This is a genomic window from Martelella lutilitoris, assembly GCF_016598595.1.
GTDB classification, from domain to species: Bacteria; Pseudomonadota; Alphaproteobacteria; order Rhizobiales; family Rhizobiaceae; genus Martelella; species Martelella lutilitoris_A.
In genome coordinates, this window is the sequence record NZ_CP066786.1 from 3,467,171 (window position 1) to 3,488,185 (window position 21,015).

Annotated in this window: 16 protein-coding genes; 7 read left to right on the top strand and 9 right to left on the bottom strand. The window is 62.0% G+C overall.

Annotation, left to right across the window (positions count from 1 at the left end; genetic code table 11):
* Positions 1–199: 199 nt before the first annotated feature.
* Positions 200–409, bottom strand: coding sequence for a cold-shock protein (locus JET14_RS16635; protein ID WP_024707586.1), 210 nt, complete (start codon positions 407–409; stop codon positions 200–202).
* 442 nt (positions 410–851) lie between these two features.
* Between JET14_RS16635 and JET14_RS16640 the strand changes: the two genes are divergently transcribed.
* Positions 852–2,627 (top strand): AsmA family protein, encoded by a 1,776-nt coding sequence (locus JET14_RS16640; protein ID WP_200334927.1) that lies wholly within the window; start codon positions 852–854, stop codon positions 2,625–2,627.
* A gap of 79 nt (positions 2,628–2,706) precedes the next feature.
* Here JET14_RS16640 and JET14_RS16645 read toward each other — a convergent pair whose 3' ends face one another.
* From JET14_RS16645 to JET14_RS16655, 3 genes are all read right to left on the bottom strand, one after another.
* Positions 2,707–3,348 (bottom strand): hypothetical protein, encoded by a 642-nt coding sequence (locus JET14_RS16645; protein WP_200334929.1) that lies wholly within the window; start codon positions 3,346–3,348, stop codon positions 2,707–2,709.
* A gap of 204 nt (positions 3,349–3,552) precedes the next feature.
* Positions 3,553–4,428 (bottom strand): LysR family transcriptional regulator, encoded by an 876-nt coding sequence (locus tag JET14_RS16650; RefSeq protein ID WP_200334931.1) that lies wholly within the window; start codon positions 4,426–4,428, stop codon positions 3,553–3,555.
* A gap of 346 nt (positions 4,429–4,774) precedes the next feature.
* Entirely contained in the window at positions 4,775–5,953 is a 1,179-nt protein-coding gene (locus JET14_RS16655; protein ID WP_200334933.1) for an NAD(P)/FAD-dependent oxidoreductase, read from the bottom strand.
* A 124-nt stretch (positions 5,954–6,077) separates the two neighbouring features.
* Here JET14_RS16655 and JET14_RS16660 point away from each other — a divergent pair, with 124 nt between their 5' ends.
* The 6 genes from JET14_RS16660 (at position 6,078) to JET14_RS16685 (ending at position 14,194) form a co-directional block, all read left to right on the top strand.
* Entirely contained in the window at positions 6,078–7,535 is a 1,458-nt protein-coding gene (locus JET14_RS16660; protein ID WP_200334935.1) for a glutamine synthetase family protein, read from the top strand.
* Positions 7,536–7,581: 46 nt separating this feature from the next.
* Positions 7,582–8,871 carry an NAD(P)/FAD-dependent oxidoreductase gene (locus JET14_RS16665; protein WP_200334937.1) on the top strand — a complete coding sequence of 430 codons (1,290 nt, stop codon included), beginning with the start codon at positions 7,582–7,584 and terminating at the stop codon, positions 8,869–8,871.
* Between the two features lie 122 nt (positions 8,872–8,993).
* Complete coding sequence (zwf, locus tag JET14_RS16670) at positions 8,994–10,466, top strand: glucose-6-phosphate dehydrogenase (RefSeq protein ID WP_200334939.1); 1,473 nt, start codon at positions 8,994–8,996, stop codon at positions 10,464–10,466.
* A gap of 27 nt (positions 10,467–10,493) precedes the next feature.
* Positions 10,494–11,192: a 6-phosphogluconolactonase gene (gene pgl / locus JET14_RS16675; RefSeq protein ID WP_200334941.1), complete on the top strand. Its 699-nt coding sequence runs from the start codon at positions 10,494–10,496 to the stop codon at positions 11,190–11,192.
* A gap of 49 nt (positions 11,193–11,241) precedes the next feature.
* Positions 11,242–13,065 (top strand): phosphogluconate dehydratase, encoded by a 1,824-nt coding sequence (gene edd / locus JET14_RS16680; RefSeq protein ID WP_200334943.1) that lies wholly within the window; start codon positions 11,242–11,244, stop codon positions 13,063–13,065.
* 442 nt (positions 13,066–13,507) lie between these two features.
* A complete protein-coding gene (locus tag JET14_RS16685; protein WP_432443043.1) occupies positions 13,508–14,194 on the top strand; it encodes an outer membrane protein in 687 nt (228 codons plus the stop codon).
* A gap of 230 nt (positions 14,195–14,424) precedes the next feature.
* Here JET14_RS16685 and JET14_RS16690 read toward each other — a convergent pair whose 3' ends face one another.
* From JET14_RS16690 to JET14_RS16710, 5 genes are all read right to left on the bottom strand, one after another.
* A complete protein-coding gene (locus JET14_RS16690) occupies positions 14,425–15,522 on the bottom strand; it encodes an ABC transporter ATP-binding protein (RefSeq protein WP_200334947.1) in 1,098 nt (365 codons plus the stop codon).
* 17 nt (positions 15,523–15,539) lie between these two features.
* Positions 15,540–17,201 (bottom strand): alpha-glucosidase family protein, encoded by a 1,662-nt coding sequence (locus tag JET14_RS16695; protein ID WP_200334949.1) that lies wholly within the window; start codon positions 17,199–17,201, stop codon positions 15,540–15,542.
* Between the two features lie 51 nt (positions 17,202–17,252).
* Entirely contained in the window at positions 17,253–18,395 is a 1,143-nt protein-coding gene (locus JET14_RS16700; protein ID WP_200334951.1) for a carbohydrate ABC transporter permease, read from the bottom strand.
* Complete coding sequence (locus tag JET14_RS16705; RefSeq protein ID WP_200334952.1) at positions 18,396–19,406, bottom strand: carbohydrate ABC transporter permease; 1,011 nt, start codon at positions 19,404–19,406, stop codon at positions 18,396–18,398.
* A gap of 238 nt (positions 19,407–19,644) precedes the next feature.
* Positions 19,645–21,000, bottom strand: coding sequence for an ABC transporter substrate-binding protein (locus tag JET14_RS16710; protein ID WP_200334953.1), 1,356 nt, complete (start codon positions 20,998–21,000; stop codon positions 19,645–19,647).
* Positions 21,001–21,015: the final 15 nt, after the last annotated feature.

Genomic DNA, 21,015 nt, shown 5'->3' on the forward strand with positions numbered 1-21,015 from the left:
CAGGTCCGGAACCGGACGCGCAGGAGCGGCGCGAAAACAAAAAGGCCGGGACTAACCCGACCTCCTCTGTTGTCACTGCCAGTACATCCGTGGTCAGCGACAGCGATGACAAATTACGTCGGGCTTGAATAGACGAAGAATTTCCGTCTTGCACGATCCGGCTGCCAGTACATCCGTGGTCAACCGGGAAAGCAAAAAATCAAGCCGCCTGAAGGTTGTCGGCCGCGCTCTTTCCAGAGCGATTATCGCGGACAATGTCGTAGCGAAGTTTCTGTCCGTCATTCAGCGACTGCATACCAGCGCGCTCCACGGCAGAGATATGCACAAACACGTCCGTGCTGCCATCATCGGGCTGGATGAAGCCGAAGCCCTTGGTGGCGTTGAACCATTTGACGGTGCCATTATTCATAACGATTTCCTTTCAATCGTCGTGATTTCCGCAATACCTCGCGGAATTAGATCGATTTTGAGAGGAAATCAGACGGAGCCATACGGCCCTCGGACAACGTCGCAAGCAATGGTCGATGACGGTGATATAGGCCACTGCCCGGCAGAATGCAATGGCTGACGGCGAATTAACTCGAAACGGACCGGTCCGCGCGGGCGAAGGCGGAGCCTTTCCCCGGATGCGGGATCGGCAGAAAACATCTTTTGATTGCCGTACGCATCCGCTGCACGCTATCCTTCCCGCCCGTGCTGATATTCGGCCAGACCGCAGCCGTCTTCCGCCTGCCCTTAGCCTTGGCGATTGTGTCTTCTCCGATTTTCCGCTATCGCCCCACAATGTTCTCAGCAACCGAAGACCCGCCCCGATGAGAAATCCCAAGAAATCCAAGCGATCGGAAAGGCGCATGGGGCGCCCGGCGCGTATCCTGCTCGCCATCGTCCTTCTCGCCGGCGTTGCGGTCTATTATCTGGTCCCCGTCATCATCACGCCGCAAGCCATGGCCGATAACCTGGAAGACGAACTGTCCGGCTGGCTCGGCGCGCCAGCAACCATCAGCGGCGATCTCGACATCAGCTACTGGCCGCGACCGAGAATTACGGCGACAGCCGTTTCCGTAGCCCGGCCGGACGGCACCGGACCGCTGATCTACGGCAACAGTGCCCGGCTCGTCGCCGATTTCGGCTTTATCGGCGCCCTTTCCGGCAGGCCGTCCTTCTCCGATCTGAAGCTCGACGGAGCGGTTATCATACTCGAGCAGCCGGACGAAGCGATCGGGCCGCCGGCAAACGCGCTGGGACAGACGATCGCAGATCTGCGCGGAGGCAACGAAACGCCCGGACGCTCGGCCGGCCCCGGCCCGCTCTCGGTGACTAACAGCACGCTCGGTTTTACCGAGAAGGGGGAAACGCGCGTCATCAAGGGAGTCAATGCCGAACTGGACTGGCCGACCCTTTCCGGAAGAGCCAGCCTCTCCGGATCGGCGATCCTCGCCGAGCGCGACACGACGTTGTCGCTGGAGGCCGGCAAGGCGGCGGACCTGATCGCCGGAAACGCCTCGCCGATCAATCTCTCCATCACCAGCCAGACCGCCGATATCCGCTTCGACGGCACGGCCTCCAGCAGCCGCCCCTACCTGCTGAACGGCACCTTCTCGCTTTCCACAAGCGCGCTGCAAGAGATGATGGCAAGGATGGGCGTTGAATCGAGCCTGTTGCGCAATGTCGACAATGCGTCCCTGAACGGCAAGGTCTCGCGCAGCGGCGGCTCGCTGCGTTTCTCCCCGGTGGACCTGACGATCGGCGCGGCCAAGGGCAACGGCGTTCTCGACATCGTTCCGTCTTCGCCGGAAGGGCCGGTCGGGATTTCCGCGACCATGGCGCTGCAGGACATCTCTCTGCGCGACGCGCAATCCTCGCTCGCGGCCTGGATCGACGCGGTTGCCCCGGTCGATGAAGGGAGCGATGGCGACAACCTGCCGCTGCCGGAACTCGACCTGCGCGTCTCGGCAGGAAGTGTCAGGCTGTCGGACCTGACGCTTCGGGACGTTGCCGCCAGCATTATCCGCACCGGCACGCAGACGAGCTTCGACATTGCCGACAGCCTGCTGGATGACGGCTCCCTCTATGCGCATCTCGCCGTGCGCACCGATGGCTTCGCCACGATCCGCATGAATGCGGAGAATGTGCGTTCGGCCCCTCTTTTCAGGCAGATGGGGTTCAGCGTTCCGCTTGAAAGCAATCATTTCGACCTGGAAATGTCCTACGAAGCGCGGTTGCCGCTGAGCGCGGGCGCAAATGACGACGTGAGCGGCCGGTTCAGGTTTTCCGGGCGTGAGGGCAACCTGATCTGGCTCGATCTCGGCGACATTCTGCAATCCGCCGCGACAAGCAACAATTTCGCATTCTCTCCGCTGAAGCGCGAAGCCTTCGCGTTCACCTCGGTTTCGGGCCGGGGCAGCGTTTCCGGCACCAATATCCATCTGGACGAAATGGTCATGAAAACGACGGACGGCCGGGTACGGCTCGCGGGCGATGTCGATATCGGCTCCGGACAGATCGAGGCCATGCTGACGCGCTGGAACCGGAACGCCGAGGAGGAACCGGTCTCCGTCAGGATCAGCGGCAATGCCCTTGCCGCGCTGGCCCGCCGGATCGAGACGCCCGCCGACCTGCTGGAATAACAATCCCCTGCGCTTTGATGCTATCGGAAAGGGCGCAGCCGATCCGCACCCATTACGGGGACTTCAGAGCATGTCCGAGTCAGAAACGGTAGCGGAGGCCGACCTGGGCAACCGGGTAGAACTTGTAGTCCTTGGCTGCATTGCGGAAATCGTCGATGCTGTCCTGCAGCGGCTGGTAGACCGTGCCAGACCAGCTTTCCTGAACATCGGGCGTGCCCATGTAGTAGGCGCCCAATGAGAAGTCCAGCGATATCCGGTCATTGAGATCGGCGTTGTAGCCAATGCCGAAATAGGGCTGGAAGTCGTATTCCGGCGTCAGCTTGACCTCGGCGGTTTCCACAACGTCAAGATAGGGATTGTACATTGAGAACGTGCCCTTGGCATTGTCGTCCGTGTAGCGCGCCCCGACCGAGATACGGAAATCAGACTGGTTGACGTAATAGTCGAGCGTGGCGCCGACCGTCAGCACCTTGAACGTGCCCTCGTAATCAGCGCCCTCATAGGTGCCCGAAGGCTCGTAGCTGAAACCGGCGACAGTTCCGCTGAGCCCGAAGCTCTCGTTGAGCTTGTAGATGCCCGTCAACCCGATGCCCAGCGTACCGGCCGATGGCTCAATGGCGAGTTCCTGGGCATTCGCCGAGGCTGCCACAGCGGATAATGCCGCAGCCGAGACCATGACGGAAAGAAGATTTCTGCGCACGCCGTTTCTTTTATGAAGCATTCCGAATTCCCTGCTTTGACCCGTTTATTGCCCAAACCTAGGGCGATTTTATTAAGTATTTCTAAGTCATAATTTTTAATTGATCGAGTTTGCCGCGTTCAACCCGTGACAACGCTGCCATTGCGGATAAACCGGAGAATACCGGCTTTCGCTGTGGCTGTGACATTTTAACAACGTGGATGATCGAATTCCGCTCTTGCTCTTTCAGCCGTCGGTCTCCGCCCTTTTGCCCGCATAAAGCGCCGCCCGCGCCTTCATGAACCTCGCCAGCCGGTCGGCCACGCGCCGCACCTCGCGCCGATGCCGATCGTCATCATGGAGCACGAGCCACTGAAGATGCTCCAGTTCCTCGATGACCGGCCCCGCCCGCACCAGGCGCTGATTGGTATCGCCGATGAAGCAGGGCAGGACGGCAACGCCGGCGCCTGCCTCGACGAGGTCGAGCATCGTCCGCGGACGGCTTACCAACAGGGCAATGGCCGCCGGCCGGGCCTGGTGCGGCCATCTGAGGTAGTCGGAGATCGCTTCCTCCCGGGTGACGGCGATCCAGCGTTCCCGCGCCAAGGGCGGCGCGTTCCTGGACCTGAACGGCGCATAGGCGACACAGCCGAGTCTCTGCGCCGCCAGATTGCTCTCTTCGGGTTCGAAGGATCGGATGCCGATGTCATTTTCCCTGTGAGCGAGGCTCGCGCGCGCTTCGCCGACAAGCAATTGCAGGCGGAACGGGTCGTCCTCGCGACAGATCTCGCCGATATGCGCGGAAATCAGAAACGCGTTCCACGTGCCAAGCGCCAGGCGGACCAGTTGCGGCGCCGCCGCCTCGCCGCGCCAGTCATCAATCCTGCGAAAGCTGCCGTCCGCCCCCGTCAGCAACGCGTTCAGGGTTTCGCCCTCGGGCGTGAGACCGTAGCCGCGCTGGCTGCGCACGAACAGCGCGCGCCCGAGGCGGCGTTCGAGATCCAGCATGTGCCGGCCGGCCGTGGCGGGACTGACGCCGTGCTCCGCCGCAGCGCCGCTCAATCCGCCGTGGCGGATCACGGCGAGGAAAAGCTGATAGTAGGACCAGGGTATGCTTTTCATCAGTGAAAAATAACCTGCATTCCAGAGCGTTTCAAACGACAATTTTCGCTGGTATTTTTCAGGCAGTCCACAGGGAGCGCACGGCGAGAGCGCGAAGCCTCCCGCCCTCCCCGACAGGAAAGCCCGATCACCGATCGGTCCACGAAGACCGTCGAATGACCGACAGGAGTGATAGCCATGACACGCAGAACCGGAGCCAGACGGCTGCTGAACCTTTACTATTCCCAGGAGTATCGGCCTCTATCCGAAGACGATTACTATGACCGGTTCTCCGAAACCCTGCCTGCATTCCTTAGGAAATCAGGGCAGGTCGTCGGCACGCTCATTCTGTCGGCGGCAGGACTTCTCACAGCGCATCGCCGGCAGCGACGCCGGAGGCCCAGGCCCACTGGAAATTGTAGCCGCCCAGCCATCCGGTGACGTCGACGCATTCGCCGATGAAATAGAGGCCCGGTACCGCCCGGGCCTCCATCGTCCTTGACGACAGCGCCTTGGTATCGATGCCGCCGAGCGTCACTTCGGCCGTGCGGTAGCCCTCGGTTCCGGCGGGCTTGAACTGCCAGTCCTGGATCGAAGCCGCAAGGTGGGCGAGCGCCTTGTCGGAAAGATCGGCAAGATGGCCCGCCGCGCCGGCACGCTCGGTGAAATAGTGCGCGAGGCGTTTCGGCAACCAGGTCGCGAGCGCGCTCGCGGCGCCCTGCCTTCCGTTTTCGCGCTTTGCCGCCGTGAGCATGTCAGCGAGGGCGATATCCGGGCTGATCCTGACGTTCACCGCGTCGCCGGGCGACCAGTAGGAGGAAACCTGCAGGATTGCAGGACCGGAAAGGCCGCGATGAGTAAAAAGCATGGCCTCGCAAAACCGCCCGGTTCGGCATGCGACCTCGACCGGAACGCCGATACCCGCGAGCGGCTGCAATTCCGCCTGCAGGCCCGGTTCGAGCGTGAAGGGCACAAGGCCAGGCCGCGGCTCGACGACGCGGATGCCGAAGCGCCCGGCGACCTCGTAGGCAAAGCCCGTCGCGCCCATCTTGGGGATGGACTTGCCGCCGGTGGCAATCACCATCGCCCGTGCGGCGGCCCGCTTCCCCTCAACCGACAGCATGAAACGATCGCCGGAATGTTCAAGAGCGGCGACGGCCGTCTCCAGCCTGATCTCGACATTGCCGGCCCGACATTCGGCCAGCAGCATGGCGATGATCTCCTTCGCCGAGCCGTCGCAGAAGAGCTGCCCGAGTGTCTTCTCGTGCCAGGCGATGTTGTGGCGGTCCACCATCGCGATGAAATCCGCCGGCGTGAAGCGCGCGAGCGCCGATTTGGCGAAATGCGGATTCTCGCTCAGGAAGTTTTGCGGGCCGGCGCCGATATTGGTGAAGTTGCAGCGGCCGCCGCCGGAAATGCGGATTTTCTCGCCCGGTTTCTTCGCGTGATCAACGAGAAGAACCCTGCGTCCCCGTTTTCCCGCGCGCGCGGCGCACATCAGCCCCGCAGCGCCTGCGCCGACAATGATCACATCGAATTCGTCCATGATTTTCCGCCTGTTCCCGTGCGGCCCTGGTTGCATCGGCGCAGAGAAAGTCAACATGCCCCCTCGCCAAGACGCGCGCCGTGGTTATGATACGCCCACGCGCAATGACAAACCGGCGAGTGAAATGCCAGTAAAAAAGACGACGATCAAAGCCGCAAGCAGAACGCACACAAGCAAGGTCAAGCGGGCGAAGAAACCCGCAAAGCCCGCAGCCCCCTCGCCGCCGCGCGGCGTGGAGGACTGGAAGGCCGCAGCCCGCTGGCTGAAGCTGCGCGGCATCGAGGACATCGAGTGCATCACGCCGGATCTTGCCGGCGTGCCGCGCGGCAAGATGATGCCGTCCTCGAAATTCACCTCCAACACCTCGCTTGCCCTCCCCTCCGCGCTCTATCGCCACACGATCTCCGGCGAATATCCCGACGAGAGCGGCAGCTTCCGTTACGAACCGCGCGACAGCGATCTCAAACTGGTGCCCGACCTCTCGACGCTGACGGCGGTGCCCTGGGAGACCGATCCGACCGCGCAGGTGATCTGCGATGTCGTCGGCGCCGACGGGGAAGAGGTGCCCTATACGCCGCGCAACGTGCTCAAGCGCGTAGTCGAGCTTTACGAGAAGCGCGGCTGGCGGCCGGTGGTGGCGCCGGAAATCGAGTTCTACCTCGTTGCCAAGAATGACGATCCTGACCTGCCGCTAACCCCGCCGGTCGGCCGCTCGGGCCGTCCGATCGTCGCCGGACAGGCCTATTCGATCGCCGGCATCAACGAGTTTGACGAACTGATCGACGACATTTACCATTTCTGCGAGGCTCAGGGGCTGGAAATCGACACGCTGATCCACGAGGAAGGCCCCGCCCAGCTCGAGATCAACCTGCGCCATGGCGATCCCCTGGAGCTTGCCGACCAGGTGTTCTATTTCAAGCGCACCATTCGCGAGGCGGCGACCAAGCACGGCACCTTCGCCACCTTCATGGCAAAGCCCATGCAGGGCCAGCCGGGCTCGGCCATGCATATCCACCAGTCGGTCGTGGACATAGAGACGGGCCGCAACGTGTTCTCGCTCGAAAACGGCGAGCCCTCGCCGGAGTTCTTCCATTTCATCGGCGGCATGCAGAAATATGTTCCGTCCACGCTGGTGATGATGGCGCCCTATGTGAATTCCTACCGGCGGCTGACGCCGGACATGGCCTGTCCGGTCAACACCGCCTGGGGCTATGACAACCGCACCACGGCCTTCCGTATTCCGGTTTCCGACCCGGCGGCGCGGCGGGTGGAAAACCGGCTGCCGAGTTCGGACGCCAATCCCTATCTGGCGCTTGCCGCGTCGCTTGCCTGCGGCTATCTCGGCATCGAGAACCTGGTCGATCCGTCGGCCCCGACGGCCGATACCGCCAATGAGGGCGTCATCGACCTGCCGCGCGGCCTTCTGGAGGCGCTGGCGCTGATGGAGGGCGAACTGGCGCTCGGTCCCGTGCTGTCGCGCGAGTTCATCGATCTTTATGCCGGCATAAAGCGCGGCGAATTCGAGACCTTCATGCAGGTGATCAGCCCCTGGGAGAGGGAATTCCTGCTGCTGCATGTATGATATGGAGGCCGGCGAGGGTTTGACGAGAGAATGGAGCGACGGAGACATGGTTTGGCAAAGCCCGATTGCCCCGGGAATTTCATGGTACCAGGCGACGCTTCCCGAACGCCCGACCTACCCGACGCTTGACGGTTCGACAACGGCGGATGTGGCCGTCATCGGCGGCGGCTTCACCGGGCTGCAGGCCGCCTGCCAGCTGGCCGAGGACGGCGTCGACGTGGTGCTGATCGATGCCGCCCGTTTCGGCGATGGCGCCTCGGGCCGCAACGGCGGACAGCTTGGCACCGGGCAGCACTGGTGGCCGGAGGAACTCGAGACGAAGCTCGGCGCGGAACGGTCGCAGGCTTTCTTCCGCATAGCGGAGGAAGCGAAGTCTCACCTTCTCGACTTCGCCCGCAAGCACAAGGTCAATATCGATTTCAAGCCGGGCCAGCTCAGCGTCGCCCACAAGCGCGGCATGGAATATACCTACCGACGCCATGTCGAGACGCTGGCCGAGCGCTACGATTATCCGCATCTCTCCTTCATGAGCAAGGCCGAGACGGCAGAGCGGCTCGGATCGGATCGCTTCTTCTGCGGTATCCGCGATATCGGCACGGGCCATATCCATCCGCTGAAACTCCTCGTTGGTATCGCCGGGGCCGCCGCCGCCGCCGGCGCTCGCCTTCATGAAATGACCAAGGCGGAGAATATCGATCACGTCGACGGCAAGAACGTGATCGAGACCGCCCGCGGCTCGATCACGGCGGAGCGTGTGCTGATTGCCTGCAACGGCTATATCGAGGATCATCTCGAGCCGAAGACGGCCTCGAAAATCATGCCGATCCGCTCCTTCATCGCCGCCACGACCCCCGTGAAGAAGGACCGCAAGATCCTGCCCGGCGGCGAATCCGTCGACGACAGCCGTTTCGTGGTGCGCTATTTCCGCAAGACGCCGACGGGCGAGATGCTGTTCGGCGGCCGCGAGGTTTATTCCGCCGACAATCCGAAGAATATTTCCAGGCATCTCAGGCGGCAGATCGCCGAGATCTATCCGCAGCTGAAGGACGTCGAGATCACCCATGCCTGGGGCGGTTCCGTCGGCATCACCATGCCGCGCCGCCCGCTGGTGCACGATATCATGCCCGGCGTCACCTCGATCGGCGGTTTTTCCGGCCATGGCGTGATGCTGTCAAACTATTGCGGCAAACTCTATGCGGACGAGATTGCGGGGCGCTCGCTTGATCTGGAACTTTACCGGGATTTGGATATACCATCCTTTCCGGGCGGCGGTCCGCTTCGCAAACCCTTGCTGTTTCTCGCCCTGACATGGTTCGCGCTTCGCGACCGGTTCTAGCCGGATGCGGCGCGACCGACAGGCCGGAAAGACAAAAACCCGATTTTTCGGAATGGGACTGGCATTTTTAAATCGATTTGATAAAACGACACCAACCCTGTTGACGATTGAGAGGACTGACCATGAGCAGTCAAATGATCCCCGTTGAACCCTTTGACTATGTCGTCTTCGGCGCCACCGGCGACCTGACGGAGCGCAAGCTTCTACCCGCGCTCTACCACAGGCAGATTGCCGGCCAGTTCACCGAGCCGACGCGCATCATCGGCGCGTCCCGCTCGGAGCTTTCGTCCGAGGATTTCCGCAAGCACGCACAGCAGGCGCTGAAGGAGCACCTGAAGCGCGGCGAATATGATGACGAGCAGGTAAGGAAGTTCCTGGCCCGCATCGAATATGTGCCGGTCGATGCGACGACCAACAAGGGCTGGGACGCGCTGAAGAAGATGCTGGAAGACGGCAAGGACCGGGTCCGCGCCTTCTACATGGCCGTGGCGCCGAGCATTTTCGGCCCGATCTGCGACGGCATCCGCGACCACAAGCTGATCACCAAGCAAACCCGCATCGTCGTGGAAAAGCCGCTCGGGCGCGACCTCGATTCGGCGCTCAAGCTCAACGATATGATCGGCAAGGTGTTCAGGGAAGAACAGGTCTTCCGCATCGACCACTATCTCGGCAAGGAAACGGTGCAGAACCTGATGGCGCTGCGCTTTGCCAATGCGCTCTACGAGCCGCTGTGGAACGCCAATCACATCGACCATGTGCAGATCACGGTTGCCGAGGAAGTCGGCCTTGAAGGCCGCGCCGGTTATTACGACAAGTCCGGCGCCCTGCGCGACATGGTGCAGAACCACATCCTCAACGTGCTCTGCATGGTGGCGATGGAAACGCCGCATTCCATGGAAGCCGAGGCCGTGCGCGACGAAAAGCTCAAGGTGCTGCGCTCGCTCAAACCCATTACCGACGAGAATGCCGGCTATCTGACCGTGCGCGGCCAGTACCGCGCCGGCGCATCCAAGGGCGGGCCGGTCAAGGGCTATCTGGAAGAACTGGAAGGCGAGTCCAACACCGAGACCTTCGTCGCCATCAAGGCGGAGATCGACAACTGGCGCTGGGCGGGCGTGCCCTTCTACCTGCGCACCGGCAAGCGACTGGCGAGCCGGCTTTCGGAAATCGTCATCACCTTCAAACAGATCCCGCATTCGATCTTCGGGCCGAATGCCGGGCGCATCGCGTCCAACCAGTTGGTGCTGCGCCTGCAGCCCGATGAGGGCGTGAAACAGTGGCTGATGATCAAGGATCCGGGCCCGGGCGGCATGCGCCTGCGCCAGGTGGCGCTCGACATGAGCTTCGCGCAAGCCTTCGACGTGCGCAACCCGGACGCCTATGAGCGACTGCTGCTCGATGTCATCCGCGCCAACCAGACGCTGTTCATGCGCCGGGACGAGGTCGAGGTCGCCTGGCGCTGGGTCGATCCGATCCTGAAGGCCTGGGAAGAGACCAACCAACCGGTGCAAGGCTATACCGCCGGCACCTGGGGCCCTTCGAAGTCGATCGCGCTGATCGAACGGGACGGCCGCACCTGGCACGAGCCCATGTGAGGCGACGAAACACCAGCCGAGAGCATCATGACCAAGAACATGCACACATTTGACGATGGCGCCCGGCTTGCGGCCCGTCTTGCCGGCGATGTCGCCGACAAGCTGGCCGAAGCCGTCGCCGAAAAGGGAGCGGCCTCCATCGCCGTTTCCGGCGGTTCGACGCCGAAGGCGTTCTTCAGGGCACTCTCCCAAGCCGGGATCGACTGGGAAAAGGTCACGATCACCCTCGTCGATGAACGGTTCGTCCCGGAAGACAGCCCCCGTTCGAACCACAAGCTGGTGAAGGAAAACCTGCTTCTGGGCCCGGCCGCCGCGGCGCGCTTCATTCCGCTTTACCAGAACGTCGAAACGGCAGAGGAAGCCGCCGAGATCGTTACCAACAAGGTTTCGGCGACAAGCCTGCCCTTCGATGTCGTCGTGCTCGGCATGGGAACCGATGGCCACACGGCCTCGTTCTTCCCAGGAGGCGATACGCTTGGCCGCGCGCTCGACATGAAGACGCCGGCCGGCGTGATGTCCATGCATGCCGAAGGCGCCGGCGAGGCCCGCCTCACCTTCACCTTCTCGAGCCTCGAAAATGCCGGCCTTCTGGTGTTGCACATCGAAGGCCGGGAAAAGATGGATGTTCTGGAAAAGGCCCTTGCCGGCGACGACGAAACGGAAATGCCCATCCGCGCCGTCCTTTCGAGAGCCACCTCCCCCGTGAATATCTACTGGGCGCCCTGACAATTCTGCCGGGCGCCTTCCGCGTTTCTTTAGAAAACAGGAAAAGCCCATGACCGCCGATCCCCGCATTGCAGAGATCACCGCCCGCATCGTCGAGCGATCCAAACCCACGCGCGAAGCCTATCTCGATCGCGTCAGCCAGGCCATTTCCAAGGGCGTGCACCGCTCGGTTCTGTCCTGCGGCAACCTTGCCCATGGCTTTGCCGTCTGTTCCCCCGCCGAGAAGGAGGCGCTGTCCGGCGACAGCGTGCCCAATCTCGGCATTATCACCGCCTATAACGACATGCTCTCGGCGCATCAGCCGTTCGAGACCTTTCCGCAGACCATCCGCGAGGCCGCGCGCGAGGCCGGCGGCGTCGCCCAGGTCGCCGGCGGGGTGCCGGCCATGTGCGACGGCGTCACCCAGGGCCAGCCGGGCATGGAACTGTCGCTCTTCTCCCGCGACCTGATCGCCATGGCGGCTGCCGTCGGGCTTTCCCACAACATGTTCGATGCCGCCGTCTATCTCGGCGTCTGCGACAAGATCGTGCCCGGCCTCGCCATGGCGGCGCTGACCTTCGGCCACCTGCCGACGATCTTCATTCCCGCAGGTCCGATGACCACCGGCCAGGGCAATGACGAGAAGTCGCAGATCCGCCAGCTCTATGCGGAAGGCAAGGTCGGCCGCAAGGAACTGCTGGAATCGGAATCGAAATCCTATCACGGGCCCGGCACCTGCACCTTCTACGGCACGGCCAATTCCAACCAGATGCTGATGGAGATGATGGGCCTGCACATGCCGGGCGCCTCCTTCATCAATCCAAACACGCCGCTGCGCGAGGCGCTGACGAAAGAGGCGGTCAAGCGCGCCTTCGCCATCACCGTCAACGGCAACGAGTTCACGCCGGTCGGCCAGATGGTCGATGAACGCTCGATCGTCAACGGCGTCGTCGGCCTTCACGCCACGGGCGGCTCGACCAATCACACCATGCACCTGATCGCCATGGCCAGGGCCGGCGGCATCCAGCTCACCTGGCAGGATATCTCCGACCTTTCCGACATCGTGCCGCTTCTGGCGCGCGTCTATCCGAACGGACTTGCCGATGTGAACCATTTCCACGCCGCGGGCGGCATGGGCTACCTCATCCGCCAGTTGCTGAACGCCGGCTTCCTGCACGACGATGTCCGCACCGTCTTCGGCGAGGGCATGGAGGCCTACGCGATCGACGTCAAGCTCGGCGAAAACGGCACCGTCAGCCGCGAGCCGATCGGCAACGGCCCGAGCGCCGACCCGAAGGTCCTGACCACCCATGACAAGCCGTTCCAGCCCAATGGCGGGCTGAAGATGCTGAAGGGCAATATCGGCAAGGGCGTGATCAAGATTTCCGCCGTGAAGCCCGAACGCCGCGTCATCGAGGCGCCTGCCATCGTCTTCCAGGATCAGCAGGAACTGCAGACGGCCTTCAAGGCCGGCGAGCTCAACCGCGACTTCATTGCCGTTGTGCGCTTCCAGGGGCCGAAGTCGAACGGCATGCCCGAACTCCACCGGCTGACCCCGCCGCTCGGTGTGCTGCAGGACCGCGGCTACAAGGTGGCGCTCGTCACCGACGGCCGCATGTCCGGCGCCTCCGGCAAGGTTCCGGCTGCTATCCACGTCACCCCCGAAGCCAAGGATGGCGGACCGATCGCCAAGATCCGCGACGGCGACATGCTGCGGCTCGATGCCGAGAACGGAACGCTTGAGGCGCTCGTTCCGGCGGATGAGTTCGACGCCCGCGAGGTCGCGACCGCTGATCTCTCCGGCAATGAATTCGGCATGGGCCGTGAACTCTTCGCCCCCTTCCGCCACCATGTCGGCACCGCCGACGAAGGCGCAAGTGTCGTCTTCGGCTGAAAACCGGCTAGCCCGGCGCATCACTGCTGCGCCGGGCACAAGTTACCAACCCCGCCCGATACCCCGGCCATCCTCATGCCTGACACCAGGCCCCACACCGCATCGCACCTGACTGGCGCGACGAAGGGGCGTGGTGTGTTCTCGCACGCATCCGGGCGCCATTTGACGCCCACGCTCTCGAGATCGTTAACACGCTGATTCAATCCGTGATCGGCTGCCTCAATCCCTGCGCTTTGCTGCCACTAAATCACCATACCCGATCTCTAATCGGGGGCCACGGGAAACAATTTCCCGACCCTTTTCGTTTGGGAGGCATGGAATCAATCGCGCGACCGACAAAGTGTAGCATTCCGGCAACAGAGACAGCCGATCTGATGCATTTTCGGGGAATTTAATTGAACGATTGATCACATGAACCATTTCTCCCTCATCGAAGGACAAGATGGAGACTGTAATGAAGAAAATTCTTCTCGCTTCCGCCGCGATCGTCGCAATGGCCGCCTCCGCCGAAGCGGCCGATGTCGTCGCCACGCCGGCGCCCGCCGAACCCTATGTCGCCCCGCAGGTCATCCCGCAGACCTTCAACTGGTCGGGCTTCTACCTCGGCGGCACCGGCGGCTACGACTGGGCAACGGCCAACATGCACTACAATGGCGCCCAGGTCGGCAGCGACGACTTTGACGGCGGCAAGCTCGGCGGTTTCGCCGGCTACAACTATCAGTTCGACAACAACATCGTCGTCGGTGTCGAAGGCGAGCTGGACTACAACTGGAATGAGCAGACCTACAATGTCGGCCTGCCTTACAGCGTGAAGGCCGGTTCGGACTGGGAAGGCTCGGTCCGCGGCCGCGTCGGCTACGCGTTCGACAACGCCCTGCTCTACGCAACGGGCGGCTGGGCGATCGCCAACGGTTATGTTGACGGCAACGGTCTCAACCAGGACCAGGCCTTCAACGGCTGGACTGTCGGCGCCGGTCTGGATTACGCCCTTTCCAACAACGTCTTTGCCGGTCTGGAATATCGCTATACCGACTTCGGCAAGAAGGACTTCGACGGCGCGCTCTCCGGCTTTGAGGCGAAGGACTACACGTCCAACCGCGTCATGGCCCGTGTCGGTTACAAGTTCTGATCCCTGCGGCGGGGCGCATTGCCCCGCCACTCTTTACCGTCGCACTCCTCCCCTCCCTGCGTCGGAAAGAAGAAGCCCCGCCGGTTATGCCGGCGGGGCTTTTTAGAGCGCCGTGCATCCATTCGGATGCACAAAGGACGCTCTAACCTATTGAATCTACGCATCGTGCTTTCCGAAGATCGATTCCGATTTTCGGGCCGATGCTGTAGTCGGGCCATTCGTTTTCGGGTTCAGCGGTAGAGGTAGCTGTGGCCCTTCTCGTCGAAGAGATGGCGCTTTTCCGGATCGGCGGCAAACCGCATCGTATCGCCGGGCCTGCCCTCGTGGATGCCGGGCAGCTTGACGATGATCGGGTCCTCGTCGATCAGTTCGCCCTCGATATAGATGAGCGTGACCTCGCCCAGCGCCTCGATGATCGAGACCTTGCCCTCGAACAGAAAGTCCTCGCCGTCCTCCGCCTCGCGCACATCTTCCGGACGCACGCCGAAGCTGGCGCTCTTGCCCATATCCCCTTCCGGCGTCTTGACCGGAATTTCGAGGCGCTTGCCGTCCTTGAGCTCGATCTCGGTGGTCTCGCCCGTGCGGGTGATCTTGGCGGGCATGATGTTCATGGCCGGCGAGCCGATGAACTGGGCCACGAACAGGTTCGCCGGGCGCTCGTAGAGCTCCAGCGGCGGGCCGACCTGCTCTATATAGCCGCCAGAAAGCACCACGATCCGGTCGGCAAGCGTCATCGCCTCCACCTGGTCGTGGGTCACGTAGATCATCGTCGTCTCGGACATCTTGCTGTTGAGCTTGGCGATCTCGATACGGGTCGCGACACGCAGCGCCGCGTCGAGGTTCGACAGCGGCTCGTCGAACAGGAACACCTTCGGATCGCGGCAGATCGCCCGGCCGATCGCCACGCGCTGCCGCTGGCCGCCGGAAAGCGCCTTGGGCAGGCGATCGAGATAGGGCGTGATCTGCAGCATCTCCGCGGCAGCCCTGACGCGCCGGTCGATCTCTTCCTTGCTTTCCTTGGCGATCCGCATGCCAAAGGCCATGTTGTCATAGACCGACATGTGCGGATAAAGCGCGTAGGTCTGGAACACCATGGCAATGCCGCGCTTGGAGGGCGGAATCTGGTTGACGACCTGCCCGTCGATCGCAATCTCGCCGCCGGAGATTTCCTCCAGGCCCGCGATCATCCGCAGAAGCGTCGACTTGCCGCAACCCGACGGACCGACAAAGACGACGAACTCGCCGGGATTGATGTCGAGGTCGACGCCGTGAAGCACCTCGACATTGCCATAGGATTTCTTGACCTTCTTGAGGGTAACACCAGTCATCTTTCGCCCCTTTTCCCCTATGCGCTCTGGCGGGCGAAATAGCCGCCCCAGGCAGGAAGTTGTACCATGGTCCCGTCCTCCTCGGCAGAGAAACCGTGGTCGCCGGTTGAAAACGCGGTCCATGCGCCTTCGGGCAGCCGGACCTTTGCCGGCTCGGCCGACATGTTGAACACGCAAAGAACCGTTTCGCCTGCCCCTTCACGCGTGAACACCAGCACGGCGTCATCGCCCGATGAAAGGAAACGGATCACGCCCTTGGCAAGCGCCGGGTGCGCCTTGCGGAAGGCGATGAAGCGGCGATACTGCTCAAGCACGGAGGAAGGATTGCCGGCCTGCACGTCAACGGCCTTCATCACGTGATCGGCCGAAACCGGCAGCCAGGTTTTCTCCGCAGTCGAAAATCCGGCATTGGCCGCGCCCGCCTGCCACGCCATCGGCGTGCGGCAGCCATCGCGCCCCTTGAACTCCGGCCAGAACTCGATGCCATAAGGGTCCTGCAGGTCCTCAAAGGCGATATCGGCTTCGGTCAGACCGAGTTCCTCGCCCTCGTAGAGGCAGATCGAACCTTTCAACGTCATCAAAAGGGCGCCGAGCATCTTGGCATATGCCGTCTGGTCGGCGACATCCGCGCCCCAACGCGTGAGGTGCCGCACCACATCATGGTTGGAGAACGCCCAGCAGGCCCAGCCTTCCGGAGCGGCCGCGTCGAAGGCATTGATCGACTCGATCACGCGCTTCGGCGTCACCTGTTGTGGAGCCAGGAATTCGAAGGCGTAGCACATCTGCATCTTGTCGTCGCCGGAAGTATATTCACCGACGATCTCGAGACCGCGCTGACTGTCCCCCACCTCGCCGACAGCGGCGATCGCCGGATACTCCTCCATCAGCGCGCGCAGGCGCTTCAGGAATTCGAGGTTCTCCGGCCGGCTCTTGTCGTAGAGATGTTCCTGGTAGTTGTAGGGGTTGACGGCGGGCGCCGTGCTGTCGTTCCTGAGTTCGGGCGCCAGCGCCGGATTGTCGCGCAATTCCTTGTCGCAGAAATAGAAGTTGATCGTATCGAGCCGGAAACCGTCGACGCCGCGCTCCAGCCAGAAGCGGGCCGCGTCGAGCAATGCATCCTGAACGTCCGGATTGTGGAAGTTCAGATCCGGCTGCGAGACCAGGAAATTGTGCATGTAATATTGCAGCCGGCGCGAGTCCCACTGCCAGGCCGAGCCGCCGAAGATCGACAGCCAGTTGTTGGGCGGCGAGCCATCGGGCTTCGCATCCGCCCAGACATACCAGTCGGCCTTCGGATTGTCGCGGTTCGCACGGCTTTCCATGAACCAGGGATGCTGGTCTGACGTGTGGGAGAGCACGAGGTCGATCATGATCTTGAGGCCAAGATCATGAGCCTTCTCGATCATCTGATCGAAATCGGAAAGCGTGCCGAACATCGGATCGATGTCCTTGTAGTTCGACACGTCATAGCCGAAATCCTTCATCGGCGAGGTGAAGAAGGGCGAGATCCAGATGGCATCGGCGCCGAGCCCGGCGATATAATCGAGCCGGTCGGCAATGCCGCGGATGTCGCCGACGCCGTCGCCGTCGGAATCCTGGAAGGAACGCGGATAAATCTGATAGATGACGGCGCCGCGCCACCAGTCCTTGTCCGCTTGGTTGATATTGGGTTCGGTCATTGTCTTTCTTTTCTGTATCCTGATGTCACGGTTTTCGCTCGAGGGCGGCCATCAGCCGCCCTTGACCGAACCGGCCAGAAGGCCGCGCACGAGATAGCGCTGCAGGGCAAAGAACACGATCAGGGGCACGATGATCGACACGAAGGCCGATGCCGTCAGGATCTCCCAGTTCCCGCCCCTGGAACCCAGCAACTCTCTCAACCGCGCCGTCAGCACGATCGTCTGCTCGGAATTGCCGAGGAACACGGTCGCCACCAGAAGGTCGTTCCAGGTCCACAGGAACTGGAAGATCGCGAAGGAAGCGAGCGCCGGATAGGAGAGCGGCAGAATGATCTTGTTGAAGATGGTGAAGTCGTTCGCGCCGTCGACGCGCGCCGATTCCATCAGTTCCCGCGGCAGGCCGGCGATGTAGTTGCGCAACAGATAGATCGCCAGCGGCAGGCCGAAGCCCATATGCGCGAGCCATATGCCGACATAGGTCTTGGCCGGAACATCGAATGTCTGCCCGATGTAATTATACATCTTCAGAAGCGGGATCAGCGACATCTGCAGCGGCACGACGAGCAGGCCGACGACGATGGCCAGAAGCAGGTTGCGGAAGGGAAACTTCATCCACGAGAGCGCATAGGCGGCATAGGCCGCCACCAGCACCGGAATGATGGTCGAGGGGATGGCAACCGTCAGCGAGTTCAGGAAGGACTGGCCGATACCTTCCGCCGTCAGCACGTTGCGGTAGTTTTCCAGCGTGAAGCGTGGCGGAATCTCGGCGGTAACGAAAATCCGCTCGCCGCGCCTGCCGAAGGGTTCCGGCGAGGTCAGGCGATAATCCCCGTTCTCCTCGACGGTCAGCTGCATGCCGTCATCGAGATCGACGGTCTGGCCGACCTCGTATTCCTCTGGACTGAGCGAGGAGGTGCCGAAGCGCGAAACCTTGCCGGCGCCGTCTTCCAGAGCATTGCCGGTATTGATGTAGAGGCCGCCCTCTTCCGTCTGCCCGGCCTCGCCCGGCGTGCGGTAGATCAGGTTCTGCGTCGAGGTTGCAAGCGAGGTCCACCAGCCGGAGGCGACGATCTGGTCCTTGTCGCGCAGCGACGTGACCAGCAGCCCGAAGGTCGGGATGGTCCACAGCACCACGAGAACAAGGACGGTGATATGCGAGAACCAGACAAGCGGTGATTTCTTGTGCGAATACATTTACCGGCCCTCCATCTCTTTGCGCGCGTTGCGGATGTTCCAGACCATGATCGGAATGACCAGAACCATGATGACGATGGCGATCGTGGCGCCACGGCCGAAATCGCCGCCGCCGCGGAACATCCAGTCGAACATGAGATTGGCGAGCACTTGCGTATCCCACTGCCCGTTGGTCATCGCGAGAACGATATCGAAGATCTTCAGGACAATGATGGTGATCGTGGTCCAGACGACCGCGATGGTGTTGTAGATCTGCGGGATCATGATCTTGAAGAATATCTGCACCCCGTTGGCGCCGTCGATGACGGCGGCTTCGATGGTTTCTTCCGGAATGCCGCGCAGCGCCGCCGACAGCAGCACCATGGCAAAGCCGGTCTGGATCCACAAAAGGATGACCATCAGGAAGAAATTATTCCAGAAGGGCATGGCGATCCACACATGCGGTTCGCCGCCCATGGCCACGACGATCGCGTTCAGAATGCCGATCTGCTCGCTGCCCTCGCCGCGATAGTCATAGACGAATTTCCAGATGACCGAGGCGCCGACGAAGGAGATCGCCATCGGCATGAAGATCATCATCTTGGCGAAGGAGCCCCACCAGATGCGGTCCGTCAGCCAGGCGATGATCAGGCCGAAGAAGGTCGACAGCGCCGGCACGAAGATCAGCCACAGCATGTTGTTGAACATCGACTGGCGGAATTCGGAATCCCCGAACATCCAGCGGTAATTGGCAAGCCCGACATAGGTGTCGCCGGAGGCGCCGTGAAGCGAATACCAGACGGATGCAACGACCGGATAGACGAGGTAAACGCCAAGCGACAGAAGCGCCGGACCGAGGAACAGCCAGGGACGTATCATCCCCGAGACGCGCAGATTGCGCGCACCATCTGCGGGGTCTTTGGTCTGTGACGGAAAAATCAGGTCGAGTAACTTGTTGGAGCCGTAGAAATAGGCCACTGCAGCGGCAACGCCGATGACCACAGCCAACAAGGCTTTTAAAATCTGTTCCACGCCGTTTGTCTCCCTAGAACGGATATGAAACTGAGTTCGCCGGACCGTTCTGTTCTTGCCTTTTCAGCTTTTCGACGCTCGCCCGAGGCGAACCGAACCCAGCCGCAAGGCGCGCAGGTTTTGCCCATGCGTGCCTTCGGAACAGTGCGCTACCGCGCTATCTCATTTTCGAGGAGTGGCGCACCGGGCCGAAGACGGCCCGGTGCATTATGACAAAACGCAACCGGTTTGACGACCGTTACTTGAGGGTATCCCAGGAGTTCTGGATCTCGGTCGCCGCTTCTTCTGCCGACTGGCCGCCGACATAATCGATCATGCCGGTCCAGAACGCGCCTGCGCCGATCTTGCCGGGCATCAGGTCGGAACCGTCAAAGCGGAAGGTCGTGGCTTCGGTCAGAATCTCGCCTTCGCCGCGCAGCGTGTCGTTGGCGTAAGCCTCCGGATTGACGTCCTTGAAGGGCGTCAAGAAGCCGGACTGCGCCATCCAGACTTCATGCGCGATCGGCGTTTCGAGGAATTCGATAAAGGCCTGAGCCGCAGGGCTGTCTTCGGTGATGCCGAACAGCGTGCCGGCGCCGAGAACGGGCCTGCCGAGGTCTTCGCCCTCGTAAGCCGGGAAGTAGAAGAAGTCCGCGTCAAGACCGAGCTCGACGCCTTCCGGGAAGAAGGACGGGATGAACGAGGCCATCTTGTGCATGTAGCACTTCGGCGGGCTGTCGAAGAGACCCTTCGGGCTGTCGCGGAAGTCGGTGGAGGCGACTGCGGCCGCGCCGCCGTCAACGAACGTGTCGTTCTTGGCGAACCAGCCGAATTCGTCGATCGCGTTGACGACGCGCGGATCGTTGAACGGAATTTCGTTGGTGACCCACTGGTCATAGACTTCCGGCGGCTGGGTGCGCAGCATCATGTCCTCGACCCAGTCGGTCGCCGGCCAGCCGGTGGCGCCGCCGGAACCGAGACCGATGCACCAGGGCGTGCCGCCGTCGGCGACGATCTGCTCGGTGAGCGCCTTCAGCTCTTCCATGGTTTCCGGAACGTCATAGCCGGCATCGTCGAAATTGTCCGGAACGTACCAGACGAGCGACTTCAGGTCGGCCTTGTAGGGAAAGACGTAGAGGCCGGGCTCGCCATCGGGTCCCTCATAGGTCGAAAGATCGACCCAGGACTGACCGGCGGCATATTTTTCCGACAGGAACTCGCCTGCGGAAGCCGGGAGCTCGGTCAGGAAGCCCTTGGCCGCGAGGTCGGCGGCAAGGCCGGGTTGCGGGAACACGGCAATGTTTGCCGGGCTGCCGGCCTGGGTGTCGATGACGATCTGCTGTTCGAAGGAGTCCGAACCGGAATATTCGACATTGGCGCCGGTCGCCTCTTCGAAATAGGCCAGAACGCTCTCGATCAGATCCTTGTCGGGGCCGAGCCAGGGGCCGAAGATCGTCAGCGTCTGACCGCTCAGGTCATGGGAATCGGAAAACTGGGTAAAGCTGTCCCAGTTGAAGCGGGAATCCTCGCCCGGGGCGAACTTCAGATCGGCAGCCTGGGCCGCACCGGCAACGAGGGCGAGCGAGGCTACGCCCGTCAACAGAACTTTATGCATGTGATTTACCTCCCA

Bases quoted from the DNA above. Each gene is read 5' to 3' on its own strand.
- JET14_RS16660 (WP_200334935.1), top strand. From the start codon at position 6,078: ATGCCAGTAAAAAAGACGACGATCAAAGCCGCAAGCAGAACGCACACA.
- pgl (WP_200334941.1), top strand. From the start codon at position 10,494: ATGACCAAGAACATGCACACATTTGACGATGGCGCCCGGCTTGCGGCC.
- JET14_RS16645 (WP_200334929.1), bottom strand. From the start codon at position 3,348: ATGCTTCATAAAAGAAACGGCGTGCGCAGAAATCTTCTTTCCGTCATG.
- JET14_RS16695 (WP_200334949.1), bottom strand. From the start codon at position 17,201: ATGACCGAACCCAATATCAACCAAGCGGACAAGGACTGGTGGCGCGGC.
- JET14_RS16665 (WP_200334937.1), top strand. From the start codon at position 7,582: ATGGTTTGGCAAAGCCCGATTGCCCCGGGAATTTCATGGTACCAGGCG.
- JET14_RS16635 (WP_024707586.1), bottom strand. From the start codon at position 409: ATGAATAATGGCACCGTCAAATGGTTCAACGCCACCAAGGGCTTCGGC.
- edd (WP_200334943.1), top strand. From the start codon at position 11,242: ATGACCGCCGATCCCCGCATTGCAGAGATCACCGCCCGCATCGTCGAG.
- JET14_RS16710 (WP_200334953.1), bottom strand. From the start codon at position 21,000: ATGCATAAAGTTCTGTTGACGGGCGTAGCCTCGCTCGCCCTCGTTGCC.
- JET14_RS16700 (WP_200334951.1), bottom strand. From the start codon at position 18,395: ATGTATTCGCACAAGAAATCACCGCTTGTCTGGTTCTCGCATATCACC.
- JET14_RS16650 (WP_200334931.1), bottom strand. From the start codon at position 4,428: ATGAAAAGCATACCCTGGTCCTACTATCAGCTTTTCCTCGCCGTGATC.
- zwf (WP_200334939.1), top strand. From the start codon at position 8,994: ATGAGCAGTCAAATGATCCCCGTTGAACCCTTTGACTATGTCGTCTTC.
- JET14_RS16685 (WP_432443043.1), top strand. From the start codon at position 13,508: ATGGAGACTGTAATGAAGAAAATTCTTCTCGCTTCCGCCGCGATCGTC.
- JET14_RS16655 (WP_200334933.1), bottom strand. From the start codon at position 5,953: ATGGACGAATTCGATGTGATCATTGTCGGCGCAGGCGCTGCGGGGCTG.
- JET14_RS16640 (WP_200334927.1), top strand. From the start codon at position 852: ATGGGGCGCCCGGCGCGTATCCTGCTCGCCATCGTCCTTCTCGCCGGC.
- JET14_RS16690 (WP_200334947.1), bottom strand. From the start codon at position 15,522: ATGACTGGTGTTACCCTCAAGAAGGTCAAGAAATCCTATGGCAATGTC.